Origin of the sequence: Stieleria marina (assembly GCA_007741555.1) — a bacterium.
In the GTDB taxonomy this organism is placed as follows: domain Bacteria; phylum Planctomycetota; class Planctomycetia; order Pirellulales; family Pirellulaceae; genus K23-9.
The window spans coordinates 6,033,191-6,049,811 of the sequence record CP036526.1; the positions used below are offsets into that span (position 1 = coordinate 6,033,191).

11 protein-coding genes are annotated in these 16,621 nt (G+C 55.7%); 9 read left to right on the forward strand and 2 right to left on the reverse strand.

Annotated features, from left to right (window positions below; genetic code table 11):
- The first annotated feature begins 403 nt into the window (after positions 1-403).
- The gene (locus tag K239x_RS21425) at positions 404-802 is read left to right on the forward strand and encodes a hypothetical protein (protein ID WP_145420422.1); all 399 of its coding nucleotides are present in this window, start codon (positions 404-406) and stop codon (positions 800-802) included.
- Between the two features lie 100 nt (positions 803-902).
- Here the strand turns inward: K239x_RS21425 and K239x_RS21430 are convergent, their stop codons facing one another.
- Positions 903-3,734: a YfbK domain-containing protein gene (locus K239x_RS21430; protein WP_145420423.1), complete on the reverse strand. Its 2,832-nt coding sequence runs from the start codon at positions 3,732-3,734 to the stop codon at positions 903-905.
- A gap of 104 nt (positions 3,735-3,838) precedes the next feature.
- A complete protein-coding gene (locus K239x_RS21435) occupies positions 3,839-4,375 on the reverse strand; it encodes an RNA polymerase sigma factor (RefSeq protein WP_145420424.1) in 537 nt (178 codons plus the stop codon).
- Between the two features lie 339 nt (positions 4,376-4,714).
- Here K239x_RS21435 and K239x_RS21440 point away from each other — a divergent pair, with 339 nt between their 5' ends.
- The 8 genes from K239x_RS21440 to K239x_RS21475 all read left to right on the forward strand — a co-directional run bounded on the left by K239x_RS21440 (position 4,715) and on the right by K239x_RS21475 (position 16,610).
- Positions 4,715-5,872, forward strand: a complete 1,158-nt coding sequence (locus tag K239x_RS21440; protein WP_145420425.1) for a DegT/DnrJ/EryC1/StrS family aminotransferase — start codon at positions 4,715-4,717, stop codon at positions 5,870-5,872.
- Positions 5,873-6,014: 142 nt separating this feature from the next.
- Positions 6,015-6,869, forward strand: coding sequence for a diaminopimelate epimerase (gene dapF, locus K239x_RS21445; protein ID WP_145420426.1), 855 nt, complete (start codon positions 6,015-6,017; stop codon positions 6,867-6,869).
- Positions 6,862-8,064, forward strand: coding sequence for an exodeoxyribonuclease VII large subunit (xseA, locus tag K239x_RS21450; RefSeq protein WP_145420427.1), 1,203 nt, complete (start codon positions 6,862-6,864; stop codon positions 8,062-8,064). The genes dapF and xseA overlap by 8 nt, the downstream gene beginning before the upstream one ends.
- A gap of 204 nt (positions 8,065-8,268) precedes the next feature.
- Positions 8,269-8,841, forward strand: coding sequence for a prepilin-type N-terminal cleavage/methylation domain-containing protein (locus tag K239x_RS21455; protein WP_145420428.1), 573 nt, complete (start codon positions 8,269-8,271; stop codon positions 8,839-8,841).
- Positions 8,842-9,203: 362 nt separating this feature from the next.
- Complete coding sequence (locus K239x_RS21460; RefSeq protein WP_145420429.1) at positions 9,204-10,973, forward strand: AMP-binding protein; 1,770 nt, start codon at positions 9,204-9,206, stop codon at positions 10,971-10,973.
- Positions 10,973-12,274 carry a thiolase family protein gene (locus K239x_RS21465; protein ID WP_145420430.1) on the forward strand — a complete coding sequence of 434 codons (1,302 nt, stop codon included), beginning with the start codon at positions 10,973-10,975 and terminating at the stop codon, positions 12,272-12,274. Before K239x_RS21460 ends, K239x_RS21465 begins: the two co-directional genes overlap by 1 nt.
- The gene (locus K239x_RS21470; protein ID WP_145420431.1) at positions 12,271-14,466 is read left to right on the forward strand and encodes a 3-hydroxyacyl-CoA dehydrogenase NAD-binding domain-containing protein; all 2,196 of its coding nucleotides are present in this window, start codon (positions 12,271-12,273) and stop codon (positions 14,464-14,466) included. Before K239x_RS21465 ends, K239x_RS21470 begins: the two co-directional genes overlap by 4 nt.
- Positions 14,467-14,573: 107 nt before the next feature.
- Positions 14,574-16,610, forward strand: a complete 2,037-nt coding sequence (locus K239x_RS21475) for an acyl-CoA dehydrogenase family protein (RefSeq protein ID WP_419189251.1) — start codon at positions 14,574-14,576, stop codon at positions 16,608-16,610.
- Positions 16,611-16,621: the final 11 nt, after the last annotated feature.

Consider the following 16,621-nt stretch of genomic DNA (forward strand, 5'->3'; position numbering starts at 1 on the left):
AGCACATCCAGTTGCAGTCACCATAAGACCGACTAACGATCCGATCAAAAGCCAACGATTCATTGTCGAATCCTTTCAAGGGTGTGCCTGATGCACGGGAATGCAGACACGGTTTGCAAAATGTTTCTTCGTGGCAAGTAAGCGAACTGATTTCGCGAGCGTACTTGCTTCTGTTCTCATTTCGGCGTCGCAAACGGCTCCGTACACATAATCAGTGCAACCGCATCAAACCGATTGGAATCGCAACCGTAACTGCGCCGCAAACTACCTCGCTTATTGCTAGCCAAGCCCAAAACCGCTTCGCAACGTGATTCCTGGCTTGCGATCAGCCACTGCGGATTGGTACGTCCAACACTGACATGCCCACTCTTCTCAGGCAGTTTCAATGATCTTCGGAAGTAACATGGTTTCCTCAAACTCCTTTGTGCGCCGGCCCGCTTTTCTCGTTGCGATGGTGATCGCTGCCGGTCTGGTCCATCACGCGTCGGCTCAGAATGCCGTTCCGCGCATTTCGACCGTGACGGTCGATCCTTACCGCACGCTCGAAGACCAGCTGCTAAACCGTTTACGAGCAACGTCGCGCGAACAACGCGCGTACCTTCAGTTTGTGGTCAAACAAGTCAAACAAAACCGTTTGGACATGCGACTGGTCATCGCCATCCAACGTTATGCACTTCGACGACGTCCGGACTTTCCGTTTCCGTTTTTTGAGCAAGCCCTTCGCACCGAGGCTGCTAAACGCAACGTGATACTGCCACGAGTGCAAACCTTTGCCAGCAGCAAGATTGCTTCGCCTCGCTAATCAATCGGCGCTAATCAATCTGCACAGATCACTTAGCGTTAATCACTTGACGCTGATCACGCCCCAGCAATCAAACTAGGCGACGCCGCCAACCGGCTGGCTACTTCGATTCGACCAACGATTCCGCTCGACGAATCACCTGCAAGAACTCCTCGCGAAGTCCAAACGGATCTCTTCCCAGCGAAGTTTCAGCGACCGGCAAAACCTCTTTCAACGTCCAGTCGCCCAGATATTTGCTATCACGCAGCTGCATGCCAAAATGGGCCACCGTGGCGGCAAACCGAAAATCGGCATCGGCATCGGCAAACGCAACTTCATCGCCGCTGAATGAAAACTCGGCCCTCTCGTCCGCGTCTTCTCCCTCGTCTGCATCTTCATCTTCGTCCGCGTCTTCGCCGGGCAACCGGTAGCTCAATCCAACCGACAACAATTCGTCGCTGCGAGCCTTCTTGGTCAAGCGAGGTTCCTTTTGGTACTTCAACTTTTCCACATTTCGCGATGGTTCTTCTTCGGCTTCGTCCTGCGGCACAATTTCGTACAACGCCGTCACACTGCGCCCCGCCAGTATGCGATTTGATCGACTGTCCCCGGATCCACCGCTGCCTTCAGTCTTTGCCACCAGCCCTATCCGTTCGTTCTCGAACCCAATCAATCGGTACTGACTCACTCGCCGCGGATTAAATTCCAGTTTTAATGTCACGTCGTCGGCGACCAAGTCCCGGCGACTCGTCTGATCGGACATCACCTGTTTTGCTTCAGCAATCGAATCGACAAACGCAAACTCACCCTGAGCAACAAGTTCGCTGGGCCGAGCTTGAGCGTAGTCGCTTTGGCCAAGGGCGAGGATCGCAAATGAAATCCCCGCCGCCGATTCCTTTTCGATGCGGCTCGAGAGTTTCTCGATGCTGTCCATTCCCGCACTGAAATCTCCGTCCGTACAAACCACGACACGATTGACACCATTGTCGACCAGGTTGTCCTTGGCGACTTTAAACGCCAAATCAATTCCCTCGCCTCGCGTTGTCGAACCACCGTCAGACAAATCCGCCAACGCGTCTAAGATACTTTTCTTCTCCGACACCGGTGTCGAATCGAGCACCAAGCCTTCAGCGTCGGAAAAGACGACGATGGCCAAACGATCCTTTTCATCCAGTTGCTCGACCAACGACCTAATGGCATCGGCTATCAGTGACAACTTGTTGGGAGCATCCATCGAACCGCTGGTATCAAGCAAGAAAACCAAGTTACACGGCGGACGCTTTCCTTGATCGAGGGATTCGCCTTTGACAACGACTCGAACAAGCTGGTGATCGCTGTTCCAAGGACAGCTCGCCACCGTCATCTGGGCTGCAAAAGGATGCTGCGGTTTGTCTGCCGGCGATTCCTGGTCGGACCAGTAGTCGTAGTGAAAGTAGTTCACGAGTTCTTCCACACGAACTTCGCCCGCGTCAGGCAACGCTCCCGCCCGCAACAGTTCCCGACGGACCAAACTGTAGCTCGATGTATCGACGTCGGTTGCAAACGTGCTCAAGGGGGATTCTGTCACCGCGACGAATGGGTTTTCGAAGACCGGCATCGATCGTTTACCCCCGATGCCGCCACGTCCAAATTGATTTTGGCCGAACAGCTTTTGATTCAACTCCAAGATCTCTTCATCGAACCCTTTGTCCGCGGAAGCCTTATCCGCCCGCGTCATGACACCTCCGGCAGCGAATGCGACTCCACCGGCCGGTTTCACTTCTTCGGTTTTCGCGTCGTTCTTATAACTCGTTTCCTTGGGAATATCCCGAAACAACAGTTCGTCTTGCGCAGTCATGGGCTGGTCTTCAACACTTACCTCATTGGCTGGCGCCGACAGTGCTGCTGCACCGGCGGGTGCCGAACGCGACATCGAACGATTCGGACGCGCGCTCTTTGCGATCGACTTTTGCGCCGCAACAGCCGGCGGAGCCATGGCTGATTCGGGTTCAACAACTGCCGCGGGTTTTTTCATCGGAGCAGGAGCAGGCGTTTTGTCGCTGCGGGCTGCGATCGATCCCATGTTCTCTGCGATGCGTGCCCGAGCACGTTGCATCGCGCTGCGTTTGGGCGATGAACTTCCGTCGGATTCAGAAACTCCATCGGAAGCAGTACCAGCGGCTGCCGACAATGCCGTCGCTCTGCCGGTCAAAGCTTCCTGTTCACTGTCCGTAAGCGCATCCAAATCGGGTAACCCCAGCGAACTGGCCGTCGGAATGGCTCGGTCGACGGTCTCGCTTTGTCGGCCACCTTCAGCCAATTCAAACATCTGCTTGCCCTGCACCGACTCCTGCGCAACATCCATCGCAGATTCCATCCCGGCTTTCCTGGCATCGTCTCCATCAGCCAATGCAGCGATCGCGGTGCCGGACGGTGCTTCCTTTGAAAGACTCAACTCAACTTGTTGCCCCGCCCCGTCTTTGGCGAAAGCAAAATCCGCGGCAGCAGGCACACTACCGGCCTTTTCGCTCGCCGTCGGAGCGGAGCTGGCGACAGACGACGCCATCGCCGATTCCTCCTCTGGCCCGCTAGCTGTCAGCACTTTGTTCTGCCGAATCCACGGAGCGAACCCGACCAGCAACAACAACACCGCTGCCATCGCCAATACCATCATCGGCACACCCCACGACGGTGCGCCGTGAATCGCTTCGCCTTGTTCTGCGTTACTAAGCGATGACAACGGATTGGACGCGGTGTCGGCGATGGCGGATTTGCGCGCGTCGTCCAACGAAGGTGTTGATTCGCTCTCGAACAGGCTGCCGATGCGATCCGTCAAACTGCTCGCTTCGGCGACAGCGGCGGCCAGTTCAGAATTGGAATCCAGTTCTAATTCAAATGCATCACGTTGCTCGGCGGACAATTCGTCCAACACGTAGCTCGTGATACGCGGGTCGTCCCAAGTAGAATCCGACATTTCAATAAGACTCGTCTAAAATTTCGTTCGTATAAATCTTGGTGTCATCCTGGACAGCAGCGACGCCTGTCGCATTCTTTCGACAGCCAGCCACTTTTGCCAGATCAACCGACCGCCATTGAATCGCGCAGGCTGCGTACTGCAGCATGCAAATGAAAACCGACGTTGCTGACCGTCAGTCCAGTGACTTCGGCAATTTCTCGATAACTCAATCCCGCTTGCATTCTCAGCCGCAGCACTTCTTGCTGCCGCGGCGTTAACTGATCGACCATGCCGGCCAATTGACTCTGTTCTTCTTGGTCACTGACTCGCTGCGACACATCGGGCTGCGGATCTTCGATTGGGATCTGCGACGCATCGACGGCATTGCTGTGGTTTGTTCGTTGCATATCAATCACTCGACTTCTGCAAACCGTGTACAGCCAAGCGGCTACACGCGATTCGATCTTATGGCGATCTTCGCGGCACAATCGCAGAAACGTCTCCTGCACGGCATCTTGAGCTCCCTGCCAATCTTGTCCCAGCATCCGATGCGCGTACGCCAGCAGCGGACGCTCGTATTGATGGACGAGCTGATCGATGACTTCAGGAGGCCAAAGGTGGGGTGCCTCAAGTGGCCGTGCAGCGGGAGCGTCACTCATGGATCTTGGAAGGGCAAGTTTCGCGGGTTCATACGGGCTAACGATCTGCGCCCTGTTTTTCTTAGCCAGATTCTTGCGACTTCGGCGCTAGGGAGCGAGGCGAACCGTCGCACTTGCGGTCGGGAACTGCCAAGTTTCCGCAATTTTGAGACCTATGTTCGTCATTTTCGGATCAAAATCCCTTCCGATGCTGATGGATCTTGACCTCATCAACTGACAATCGCTAATTCCAAGGCAACGATTGCCGACTTGGCGGCCCGGATGGCCTCTCGATGTCCCCAATCAAATCCCGATTCATTGCTCCCGAACATGCTGACTCGACCACGGAAGGTTGCTTAGATGGCTAATCCCAATAACGTTCCACTCTTAGATATCAATCGCGATAACGCTCCCCACCAAGACGAATTTGTCGAAGCACTCGCCAAAGTCGTCGAAAGTGGACGCTTTCTCTTCGGCCCCGACGTGGTCGAACTCGAACGCGAAGTCGCTGGCTACAGCCAAGTTGAAAACGCCGTCGGATGTGCTTCCGGCAGCGACGCTCTGCTGCTGGCGTTGATGGCACTGAACATCGGGCCAGGCGACGAAGTCATCGTGCCCAGCTTTACCTTCTTTGCGTCGGTCAGCTGCATCACGCGACTTGGTGCGACGCCCGTCTTTGTTGACATTCGTCCTGACACGTTCAACGTTGACGTCGACAAAATCGCCGAAGCGATCACGCCCAACACAAAAGCCATTATCCCGGTTCACTTGTTTGGCCAATGCGCCGAAATCGATCGCATCTGCCAGATCGCCTGCGAGAACGACATCCCGGTTGTCGAAGACGCCGCTCAAGCGATCGGTGCTGCCTACCACTCTCGCCCAGCGGGTTCCTGGGGAGCCGTCGGTTGCTTTAGTTTCTATCCGACCAAAAACCTGGGTGGCATGGGCGATGGCGGCATGATGACATCGTACGACGCCGCCATGGCCGATCGCTTGCGATTGTTTGCCGGCCACGGAATGCGACCACGCTACTACCACCAAGTCGTCGGCATCAATAGTCGCCTGGACACGTTCCAAGCGGCCGTGCTGCGAGTCAAACTTCGCGACTTGCCCAATGCGGTTGAAAAACGATCCGACATCGCTGCTCGCTACAGCCGACTGCTATCCGATGCCAACCTAGTGGGCGACGATCAGTTGACGATGCCACACCAAGATCCCAACGCATTTCACGTTTGGAATCAGTTCGCAATCCGAGTTGCCGGTGGACGCCGCGACGACTTGCGTGCTCATTTGTCCGAACGAGGTGTCGGCAGCGAGATTTACTACCCGGTGCCGATGCACAAACAAGAGTGCTTTCAGTACCTGAAGGTCGATGGATCCAATCTGCCCGAAACGGAAAAGGCCTGTGCAGAAGTTCTGAACTTGCCAATTTTCCCATCGCTCACCGAAGCCGAACAAATTCAGGTCGTTGACACGATCGCCAATTTCTACGCTGCTTCGGCACGCATGGCTGCCTAAAACCAGTTACCGCGGAGCAGCCGACTCGCCTGCGACCGAACCAATTCAAACGCCAACGAGTCTCTACTCGCTGGCGTTTTTTTGTGTCCGCCCCGCCAGCAGTTTGGTTCCCAAATCGATTTAGGCCCCGTAAGATAATCGCATGAAATTCACAAAAATGCACGGTGCTGGCAACGATTACGTCTACGTCGATTGCTTCAACCAAACGATCCCCGATAACGTCGCCGAACTGGCTCGCAAGATCTCGCACCGCCACTTTGGTGTCGGCGGCGATGGACTGATTTGCATCCGGCCAAGCGACGTTGCCGACGCCCGCATGCAGATGCTGAACGCTGACGGTAGCGAAAGCGAAATGTGCGGAAACGGCATTCGTTGTGTCGCCAAGTTTGCCTACGACCACAATCTCGCTCGTAAGAAGTCGATGCGAATCGAAACCGGTGCCGGTGTCTTGGATTTGGAACTCTCCACGGGCGACGATGACCTGGTCCACGAAGTCACCGTCGATATGGGTGCGCCGGAACTGGAGGCAGCCAAGATTCCGACAACATTGACCGACAGCGGCCGCGTCGTTGATCACGCCGTGGAATTTGATGGGCATCAGTTCAACGTGACATGCGTGTCGATGGGTAATCCGCACTGCGTTATTTTTGTCGAAAAAGCGACCGACGAACTGGTGCTGGGCTTGGGGCCCAAGATCGAAAACGACCCGCGATTCCCCCATCGCATTAACGTCGAATTCATCGAAGTGATTTCGCCAACGGAAGTCCGTCAGCGAACGTGGGAACGAGGTTCCGGTGAAACCTGGGCCTGCGGAACGGGCGCATCGGCAGTTTGCGTCGCGGGCGTTTTGACGGGACGCACTGAGCGAACGATTTTGAATCACCTTCTCGGTGGTGACCTGACGTTGCAGTGGGATGAAGCGTCAGACCACGTCAAGATGACCGGTGGAGCTACCGAAGTCTTTTCGGGCGACTGGGACGAATCCCTCGATGCCTGAGAAAGCAATTTCGGTTGCCGACCTGACGCTGCACATCAAAGCGATGGTCGAAGAACTGTTTCCGTCCATGTGGGTCGCAGGAGAGATTTCCGACTTGGTGCGCGCTCGCAGTGGCCATGTTTATTTCACCCTGAAAGATGAATCCGCACAGATTCGATCCGTGATGTGGCGAAGCAGTGCGGAACGATTGAATTTTGATCTCGAAGACGGCCAAGCAGTGCTGTGCTTTGGCAATTTAGAAGTCTATGCACCGCGTGGGACGTACCAGTTGGTCGTCCGCAAAGCTCAACCGCAGGGCCTCGGTGCGTTGCAATTGGCGTTTCAAAAACTGCAAGCCAAACTGGCCGCCGAAGGTCTCTTTGCGGCCGAACGGAAACGCCCGCTTCCCGAATTTCCTCGCCGGCTCGGGATCGTCACCAGCCCGACGGGAGCGGCAGTCCGAGACTTTTTGCAAGCGGCGGCGAATCGCTTTCGTGGTGTCGAAATTGTCGTCATACCAGCACTGGTGCAAGGCCAGGGAGCAGCCAAATCGATCGTCGCTGGTATTCGTGCCGCCCATCAAATCACGCCAGCCTTGGATGTGGTCATCGTTTCGCGCGGTGGCGGTTCGCTGGAAGACCTTTGGTGCTTTAACGAAGAACCTGTCGTTCGCGCCATTGCCGAAAGCCGTCTGCCAACAGTGTCGGCCGTCGGACACGAAATCGACGTCACCTTAGCGGATCTGGCCGCAGACGTTCGTGCACTGACTCCGACCGACGCGGCAACTCACGTCTTGCCTGATGGCGAACGTTTGCTCAGCGCCTATCAAAACCTTTCGCAGCGGCTTCATCGATCGATGCGAAGCAACCTGGCCGATCGGCAATTCCGCATCGACGCGCTATCAAACCGTCCTATCCTGGCGCGACCGCACGAATTCATTCAGCAACGCCGGCGTGACCTGGACGAATTGGATGCACGGGCGCGGCGAGCTGCTTGGTCCCAGTTCCAACAAGCCAGGTCAAAACTCTCATCGTCCGCAGCGTCTTTGTCAGCCTTGTCGCCGTTGAATGTGCTCACACGCGGCTACAGCGTTACGCTTAATCAGGACGGCCAGGCGATTCATGACGCCAATGAAGTTCAAGTCGGTGATACGATCGAAACCAAGCTGCACCTAGGTACCGTCGAATCGACGGTCGTACGAAGATCGACTTCTTGATCGCTAGCTAGCTGATTCGACCTGTGGTCAAGCCAATCAAAACCTGACGCGTGAAGTGTTTTCCCCCATTCGATAGCCGGGTTGCGCCACATTCAGCAATCCCCAAAAGAACGCTCTGCTGGCGTTCACTCCGGCGGTTGGCTCCGTCTTTCCTGCCTCTCGGCCGCATTTTAACGGCGCCAAGCGGATACACTGAATAGCGAAATGAATCATTCGCACACCTCGTCCCGCGCCGCCGTCACCCTAATCGAACTGCTCGTTGTACTGTCGATCATCGGCATTCTGATTGGCTTGATGTTGCCGGCCATCCAAAACGCTCGAGCGAGAGCTAGACAGACGCAGTGCATGAGCCGCCTACGACAGTTCGGACTCAATCCCCGCGCCGCGAGACAAGGCGGCATCGACGTGTGCCCCGATTCGATTGAAGGCTACGGCTACTTTTACAATCCGGTCCTGTACACCGAACCATTTAAAGACAACACGACGACGACTCTATTGTTCTTTGAACACGCTGGTGGAAGGTTGCATTCCACCCAACCGAAGCCACCAAATCCAGACAATCCGCTGGACTGGTTTTCACCTGCGAGCATCCAGTCCCGGCAGACTTGGGCCAAGTGTCAAAAGTACATTGCAACCAAGCGGCACATCGGCGAAACCGCCAATTACCTCTATTTGGACGGTCACGTTGCGACGATTCCCTCGCGAGTGATTGAAGACTGGTGCAACCAGGGATTTAACTTCGCACTGAAAGGAAAAGGGGCCCCGCCGAGCCGGTAAAACGCCGCCACAAAGGCCCCTCATAATCCCTTATTTTCGCATTGCGTGATTTTACTTGCCTTTGCGGCTCGGGCGACGTAGGATAGATTGCATGCGGTGAGGAGCGGATTCGGCTCGGTTTCCCGCCTTTCTTCGCCTGCACGCCCTCGTGGGTAGTCCCGTTGGACTTGTACCACGCTTATCTCGGGCGTTGTCACGATCATTCATTGAAGCATTGCCATCACTTGGCTGCTGAGCCGACAGCCTCTCTGGTCGGTTGCTGAAAATTCTCGCGCCCGTCCAGCAGGAACGGTCTTGTCGTCATCGTGTGACGATACCGGTCATTCACGGATGAAGTCTCTCAAGTTTGAGGGAGCTCCGAGATGCGTCAGCTACCTGCCAACACCAACGAACCACGCCACATCGGCGGACGAGTCCGTTCAAGACGTGGACCACGATTCGATCGAGACAATTCACGGCGCGGACTGTCGCACTACCGCGACGTGCCTGCGTTTGGATTGCTTTCCCACGCAGCGTCAACGATTCCCGATCGTGATGCAGTACGTTACGGCGAAGAAACCTGGAGCTATCGTCGTATCAACGATGCAGCCATCCAGTGTGCTGCCATGCTGCAACGAATCGGCATCCAGCCTGGCGATCGTGTTGGCATTCTGTTGCCCAATGTGCCCGAATACATCATCGCGCTCAATGCGATCTGGCGAGCAGGTGGCATTGCCGTCGCCATCAGCCCGTTGATGGTCGGCGACGAAGTCGAAACGTTACTTCGTCAGACCGGTTGCCGACATGTGGTGTGTTTGGATTTGCTTTCGCATCTTTGCAATGGAGATCCGGACTTAATCGATCACATGCTGTTGGTGTCCATCCGTCAGCACCTGCCTGCGTACAAGCAGTTGGGTTACCTCTGGATGCGACATCAGCACACCGGACATTGGTCGATCACGTCCAACGAACGCATCGATTGGTTCTGGGAAGCGATGGAAGCGACCACGAACCGCTGGCGCCCTATCACCATCGATCCGGAAATCACGGCCGCCTATATCTTGCCCACCGGTGGAACCACCGGCGCCCCAAAAGCAGTCACCCTCAGCCACACCAATTTGGTTGCCAATGCGTGGCAGCAGTACAAGTGGACCGACGAATCGTTTGGCACCGAAACGATGATGGCGATCTTACCGTTTTTCCACAGCTACGGACTGTCCACGACCGTGATGGCCGGGGCGGCGATGGGAGCAACTTTGGTGCTGCACCATCGCTACCACACGACCAAAGCGATTCAGTTAATCCAACAGCATCGCCCAACTGTCCTGCATGCGGTGCCTGCCATGTTGATCGCAATGAACCAGCGACTGCGAAGACATCCTGCCAACCTGAGCAGCATTGACTGGGTGATCTCCGGTGGAGCTCCTTTGCCCGAAGACGTCGGCCGCGAGTTTTCCACGCACAGTGGCGCGCTGGTTGTCGAAGGCTTTGGACTTTCCGAAGCATCGCCCGTGACGCACGTGGGACATCTTTTCCGAGAGGCTCGTTACGGAGTCATCGGCTTGCCGCTACCCGAAACCGAGTGCCGAATCGTAGAAACGCAAAACGGCGACGTCGAATTGTCTGACGGCAATGTCGGCGAGCTACTCATTCGCGGGCCCCAAGTCATGCTCGGGTATTGGAACAACCCTGTCGCCACCGGCAACGCGATTCGCAACGGCTGGTTGCACACCGGTGATTTGGCAATGCGTCACGCCGATGGGTATTTCAGCATCGTTGGCCGCAAGAAAGACCTCGTCATCACGTCCGGCTACAACGTCTATCCCTGCGAAGTCGAAGAAGTCATTCGCCAACACGACAGTGTCCAAGACGTCGCAGTGATCGGTGTCCCAGACGCTTCCCGAGGCGAAATCGTCAAAGCCGTCGTGGTTCTAAAGAAAGGACACGCTTGGGACGAAGACGGCTTGCGCCTGCTTTGTCGCAACTCCCTGTCTAAACACAAACGTCCGCGTCTGTTCCAGCAGTGCAAAGGCGAATTACCCAAAAATTTTCTCGGCAAAGTCGTTCGCCGACACCTGCGTGACGCCCCGCCGATCCCACCGTTGCCAGCCAACAACATTGGAAATCTGCCGACCAACCAGGAGGCCAACTGATGATTACTTCTCAACCACTTGCCGTCATCGCGGGAGCCCGCACGCCTTTCGCAAAGTCGTTTACCAGCCTCAGTCGCGTCGACGCGGTCGCACTTGGACAACATGCCGTCCGCGCGGCGATGACCCGCGCTGCATTGGCGGGCCCCGATATTGACGAACTGGTCATGGGCAATGTTGCTGGACCAGCCGACGCAGCCAACATCGCTCGCGTGATCGCATTGAAATCAGGACTACCGATCGACCGCATTGCCCATACCGTCAACCGGAACTGTGCTTCAGGAATGGAATCGATACTAAGTGCTTGGCAAGCGATCGATGCTGGCCGCGCAAAACTGTGCGTGGCAGGCGGAACGGAATCGATGTCCAACATCCCGCTGCTGTTTCGCCCCGAAGCGGCAAGGCTGTGGATGCAGTTGGCCAAGAGCAAAACGATTCTTCAGCGAATCAAAACTCTGGCGTCGTTTAGACCTCGTCACTTCAAACCGCTCGTCGGCATTGAACTTGGCCTAACTGATCCCGTCTCGGGATTGAACATGGGCGAAACGGCAGAAATCCTAGCGGCAGAATTCGATATCACTCGTGAAGAGCAAGACGCTTTCGCGCTGCGCAGCCACCAGAAGGGAGCGGCCGCTAGGGAACGTTGTTTTCTCTCGGGTGAAATTGCACCGATCCAGATTCGCCCCGGCGAAGTAGTCGAAAAAGACAATGGCCCGCGCGAGGGCCAGTCGATGCAACAGCTTGCAAAGCTGCGACCATTTTTCAAAAAAGACGGCACCGTGACCGCCGGCAACAGTTGCCCACTTACGGACGGCGCCGCCGCGTTGGTGCTAGCCGGACCAGACGACCTTTCGCGTTTTGACTGCGAACCACTCGGCTTCATCACATCGTATGCGGTCGCGGGATGCGATCCGCGTCGAATGGGATTGGGACCGGTCTATGCGACAGCCAAGTTGCTGAAACAGACGGGACTGACAATGAAAGACTTTGATCTGATCGAACTCAACGAAGCCTTTGCCGCGCAAGTCATCGCTTGCCAGCGTGCCGCAACCAGCAAGGCGTTCGCGCAGCAAGAACTTGGAATGAGCCAACCGTTGGGCGCGTTTCCGGACGAAATTTTGAATATCCACGGCGGCGCAATCGCGTTGGGTCATCCCGTGGGAACCACGGGAACACGCTTGATCCTGACGTTGCTGCGAGCGTTGAAAGAAAGTGGCCAACGACGCGGACTCGCAACCCTTTGTGTCGGTGGCGGGCAAGGCGTCTCCATGGTCGTCGAAACTCACTTGGGAGATAACAAATGAATAACGTGACCTACAAAAACTTCACTGTCACCGTCGACGCTCGCGGCGTTTGCCAGATCGTTCTTGACGTGCCCAATCGTCCGCTCAACGTGTTGGATCACAGTGTAATGACCGAACTGGCATCCATCGTCAGCGATCTGGAAACCAGCGACACGATCAAAGTGGTCGTCTTTCGCAGCAGCAAAGAAAGCGGCTATTTGGCGGGGGCGGACGTGTCAGCGATCGCAAATATCCAGTCGCCGCAACACGCTGCGCGTTTGATCGAAAACGGCCAACTGCTGTTTCAGCGGATTGAATGGCTGCCGATGAAAAAGGTAGTGGTCATCCACGGACCGTGCTTGGGTGGCGGACTGGAGATGGCGTTGGCGTGCGACTACATCATCGCTCGCGATAACAGTTCTACCAAAATCGGGCTCCCCGAAATCAAGCTGGGCGTGATCCCCGGTTGGGGCGGAACGCAACGACTGCCTAAGCGAGTTGGATTGCAAAACTCGCTATCGATGATTTTGCAAGGCAAACACTTGGATGCCAAAGAAGCTTTGAACATCGGACTGGTTGATCGTGCGATTCCGCCCGAGGATTGGGCCGACGGGGTGGAGCAGTTCATCGACAACATCGTTTCGGGATCATTGAATTGCTCGCCACGAAGTCATCGCAAGTGGACAACGCGCCTGCTGGACAACACCAGTTTGGGACGGGCGATCGTCTTTCGTGCGACTGGCAAAAAGATCGCCGCGAAGACAAAAGCGTTTCCCGCCTTGAAGTCAGCCCTCAAAGCGATCAAATCGGCTTACGTGCGGGGCAAAGACGGTTTCTTTGTCGAACGAACCGAATTCACGAAGCTCTTGTCGACACCCACTTGCCGAAACCTACTGGGACTATTCTTTGCACGCGAAAAGGCTCGAAGCCCCAAAACATGGACCGTCGACAGCGTTCGAGCGGCCCACGAAATGCCTATCCAACGCGTCGGCGTCATCGGCGCCGGTGCGATGGGGGCTGGGATCGGACAGTTAGCCGCACTGCGCGGATTTGACGTGGTAATCAAAGAAGTCAACGAGGACGCCGCGACGCAAGGACGACGACGGATCGACGTTTTGATCAATTCGCTGGCAAATCGCAAAGGCTGGAGCGATTTCCAACGCCGCGATTTGACACAAAAGATCACCGTCACCTGCGACGACGATCTGCTACGACAATCTGACTTGATCGTCGAAGCCATTGTCGAACGCATGGAGACAAAACAGGCTGTCTTTAGTGAGCTCGATGCCATGGTTGGCCAAGACACCATTCTGGCAACCAACACGTCTTCGCTTTCGGTCGACACCATGGCCATGGCGGTTTCGCGGCCGGCAAACTTTGGCGGCTTGCACTTCTTCAATCCCGTCCAACGGATGGAGTTAGTCGAAATCGTACAAGGCAAAGCAACCAGCGACGCCACGGTTTCGCGATTGGTCGCGTTCGTTCGGGCCATGGGAAAAACGCCGATCGTCACGTCCGACTCACCGGGATTCTTGGTCAACCGCGTGCTGTTCCCTTACTTAGGCGAAGCCATTTTGATGGTGCGTGAAGGCTACGACGTGGCCAAAATCGACAAAGAGCTCCGGCGTTTTGGCATGCCGATGGGACCGCTGGAATTGCTCGATCAAATTGGCCTGGACGTCGCGTTGCACGTCGCCGGCTCACTTAGCGAAGTGCTCTCGGGAGTCGAACCGGTTGTCGAAATGCTTCAGATGATGGTGGATGACGGCAAGCTTGGTAAGAAAACGAATGCGGGTTTCTATCGCCATTCAAATGGCCGTCGTGGCGAAGTCATCGAACTGGCAATTAGCACGCAACCAAAGAAATTTGCGGAAACATTTCTAGACGACTCGCTAACTCCCATTCAACGTCGTTTGGTGTATCCGATGTTAGCCGAAGCGATCAAGTGTCACGAAGAACGCGTCGTTGTCGAAGCGTGGGCGATCGACTTGGCAATGGTCCTGGGGACAGGCTTCGCGCCGCATCTGGGCGGCCCGCTTCATGTGGCCGACTCAATCGGCGTGCAAACATTGCTAACGAACATGGAATTTCTTCAAGAGCAGTGTGGCGACCGGTTTGCACCACCAGCCACTTTGACACGAATGGCAAAGGAGGACGGGAGTTTTTTTGAAACTGACGACACCCTCGATCACAGTGCGACCACAACGAACTAGGGACCGATCGCAAATTTGCAACGCTGCCACCTCGGCTTCACAAAAAGCGTTTGGTGAACGGCGTCGCACAATGAACACACAAACATTTTTCACGAAGGAGCTTTGTCATGAGCCTTGATTTTGATACCAACCACTCGCCGGACGTTCCTAAGATGGACACTCCTGTAGTGCCAGTCACGGACAAAGAAACCGCGGCGCCCAAATCTGCGTCCACGCCGGAGCCATCTTCTCCACAAGCCTCCACGCCGGTTCACCATGGTGCCGAAGAAGAATCGTTTGCCGAAGTCGCACTTCGTTTGGGCGGCGCGTCCGATGATGAAGCCAAGCGAACCGGTGTCGTCGATACGGCTGACGACCAGGTCGAAGCGTTGTTCGCACCGCAGTACAAGACAGTCAACAGTCCGGTTCACCGCGCCGTTTGGGATTCCAAGGTGCCTACCGAGCTGTTTTACAGCGACGTTCCTTTCGGTTCGCCCGCTGTCGAATCTGTCGTCAACAAATCTCTCGCGATCGTCCAACGCCACCGCGACGTTGGCACGCTCGTCGATGAACACGGCAAAATTTCCAACGTGGTCATGACTGAACTTGGTGAAGCGGGCTACTGGGGCCTGCTGGTCGACACGCAATACGGAGGTGCCGGTGCGACGATGCGAGAGTTCGGGCGAATGATCACGCGGATGGCAACCATCGATCCCACCGTCGCCGGCTTGGCCTCCGTTCATGGCTGTATCGGTGCTGTCGATCCAGTGCGTTCATTTGGAACGGATGAACAAAAGCGACGATTCCTTCCCAAACTTGGCGATGGCCGAGCCTTGTCAGCATTTGCGTTGACCGAACCTGGTGCCGGCAGTGACCTCACCGCTCTGAAAACGACGGCGGTCCTGGACGGCGACCATTACGTCGTCAACGGGGAAAAGCTGTTCATCACAAACGCGATCCCTGGTCGAACGATCGGATTGGTCTGCAAAATCGACGACGTTCCATCGGTGCTGATTGTCGATCTACCTGACCAAGAGAATGAACATTTCTACTTGAACCGCTACGGCATCTACGCGCTTCGTCGGGCGCACAACAATGGACTGGTGTTCAAAGATTTCCGCGTGCCAGCGGCCAACCTCTTGGTACCCGCTCGCGGTGATGGACTGACAATCGCTTACCACGGATTGAATTTAGGACGAGTTTCTTTGTGTGCCAACGCTGCTGGCGCTATGCGCTGGATGCTGGCCGAAATGCTTCCCTGGGCGGAGTATCGCAAGACTTACGGGCTGTCGATCACAAAACGCGAACTGGTTCGGCGCCGCGTCGGCAAGATGGCAGGCCTGATCGTTGCCTGCGATGCGCTGACGCAGTGGTGTTCCGGTTTGATCGACCAAGGATACCGAGGCGAGATGGAGTGTATCGTCGCAAAAATCTTTGGCAGCGAATCGCAAAAGGAAGCGGCCATCGAATTGTTTATGAAAACGCATGGAGGTCGTTCTTTCCTGGAGGGCCATTTGTTCGGGGACAACGTTCACGAATTCCTGGCTCCGTGTATCTACGAAGGTGAAGGCGAAATGCTGGGCATGGCGTTCTTCAAATCATTGGTAAAGGACCACGGCAAACGATTCTTTGAACCAATCGGCCGGACTCTACACGGTCTGGGCATCAAGCAGCCGAACCTTGCCAACCCAATGCACCTTTGGGCACTGAAGGGACCAATGATGGCGTACACCCGGTGGTTCGCGGGGCGAAAACTTGCGGGCAGCAAGTGGTCACCGATCGACGGCATCGACCACGAACTCGGCCAACACACAAAGTTCGCGCAGCGACTGTTGTCCAAATCCGGTTTCAAGATCAGTGGCACAATGCGTCACCATCAATTGAAACTAGCCGACCGTCAGTGCCGCATGTCGGCCCTGTCATCGGAGTTGCAAGGTGCCATCGTCATGTTGGTCACCAGCTTGTACGCGGCGCACTCCGCAGATGCGACAACCAAGTCAGCTGCGTCCGTCATGTGTGGCGAACTGCGTCGTCAAATCACAGGCAAGAAACCGTCCGACAAAGATTTCCGGCTGGTAACAACGTTGGGCGGAAAGATCGCCGATGAAGGATGGGCGGAGCTAAAAGGCGTGCAGTCAGGAAAAATCCTGCAGTCTTATAAATAGCAGCATCCAAT

Coding starts and splice junctions, on each gene's coding strand:
- K239x_RS21425 (WP_145420422.1), top strand. CDS start 404: ATGGTTTCCTCAAACTCCTTTGTGCGCCGGCCCGCTTTTCTCGTTGCG.
- K239x_RS21430 (WP_145420423.1), bottom strand. CDS start 3,734: ATGTCGGATTCTACTTGGGACGACCCGCGTATCACGAGCTACGTGTTG.
- K239x_RS21435 (WP_145420424.1), bottom strand. CDS start 4,375: ATGAGTGACGCTCCCGCTGCACGGCCACTTGAGGCACCCCACCTTTGG.
- K239x_RS21440 (WP_145420425.1), top strand. CDS start 4,715: ATGGCTAATCCCAATAACGTTCCACTCTTAGATATCAATCGCGATAAC.
- dapF (WP_145420426.1), top strand. CDS start 6,015: ATGAAATTCACAAAAATGCACGGTGCTGGCAACGATTACGTCTACGTC.
- xseA (WP_145420427.1), top strand. CDS start 6,862: ATGCCTGAGAAAGCAATTTCGGTTGCCGACCTGACGCTGCACATCAAA.
- K239x_RS21455 (WP_145420428.1), top strand. CDS start 8,269: ATGAATCATTCGCACACCTCGTCCCGCGCCGCCGTCACCCTAATCGAA.
- K239x_RS21460 (WP_145420429.1), top strand. CDS start 9,204: ATGCGTCAGCTACCTGCCAACACCAACGAACCACGCCACATCGGCGGA.
- K239x_RS21465 (WP_145420430.1), top strand. CDS start 10,973: ATGATTACTTCTCAACCACTTGCCGTCATCGCGGGAGCCCGCACGCCT.
- K239x_RS21470 (WP_145420431.1), top strand. CDS start 12,271: ATGAATAACGTGACCTACAAAAACTTCACTGTCACCGTCGACGCTCGC.
- K239x_RS21475 (WP_419189251.1), top strand. CDS start 14,574: ATGAGCCTTGATTTTGATACCAACCACTCGCCGGACGTTCCTAAGATG.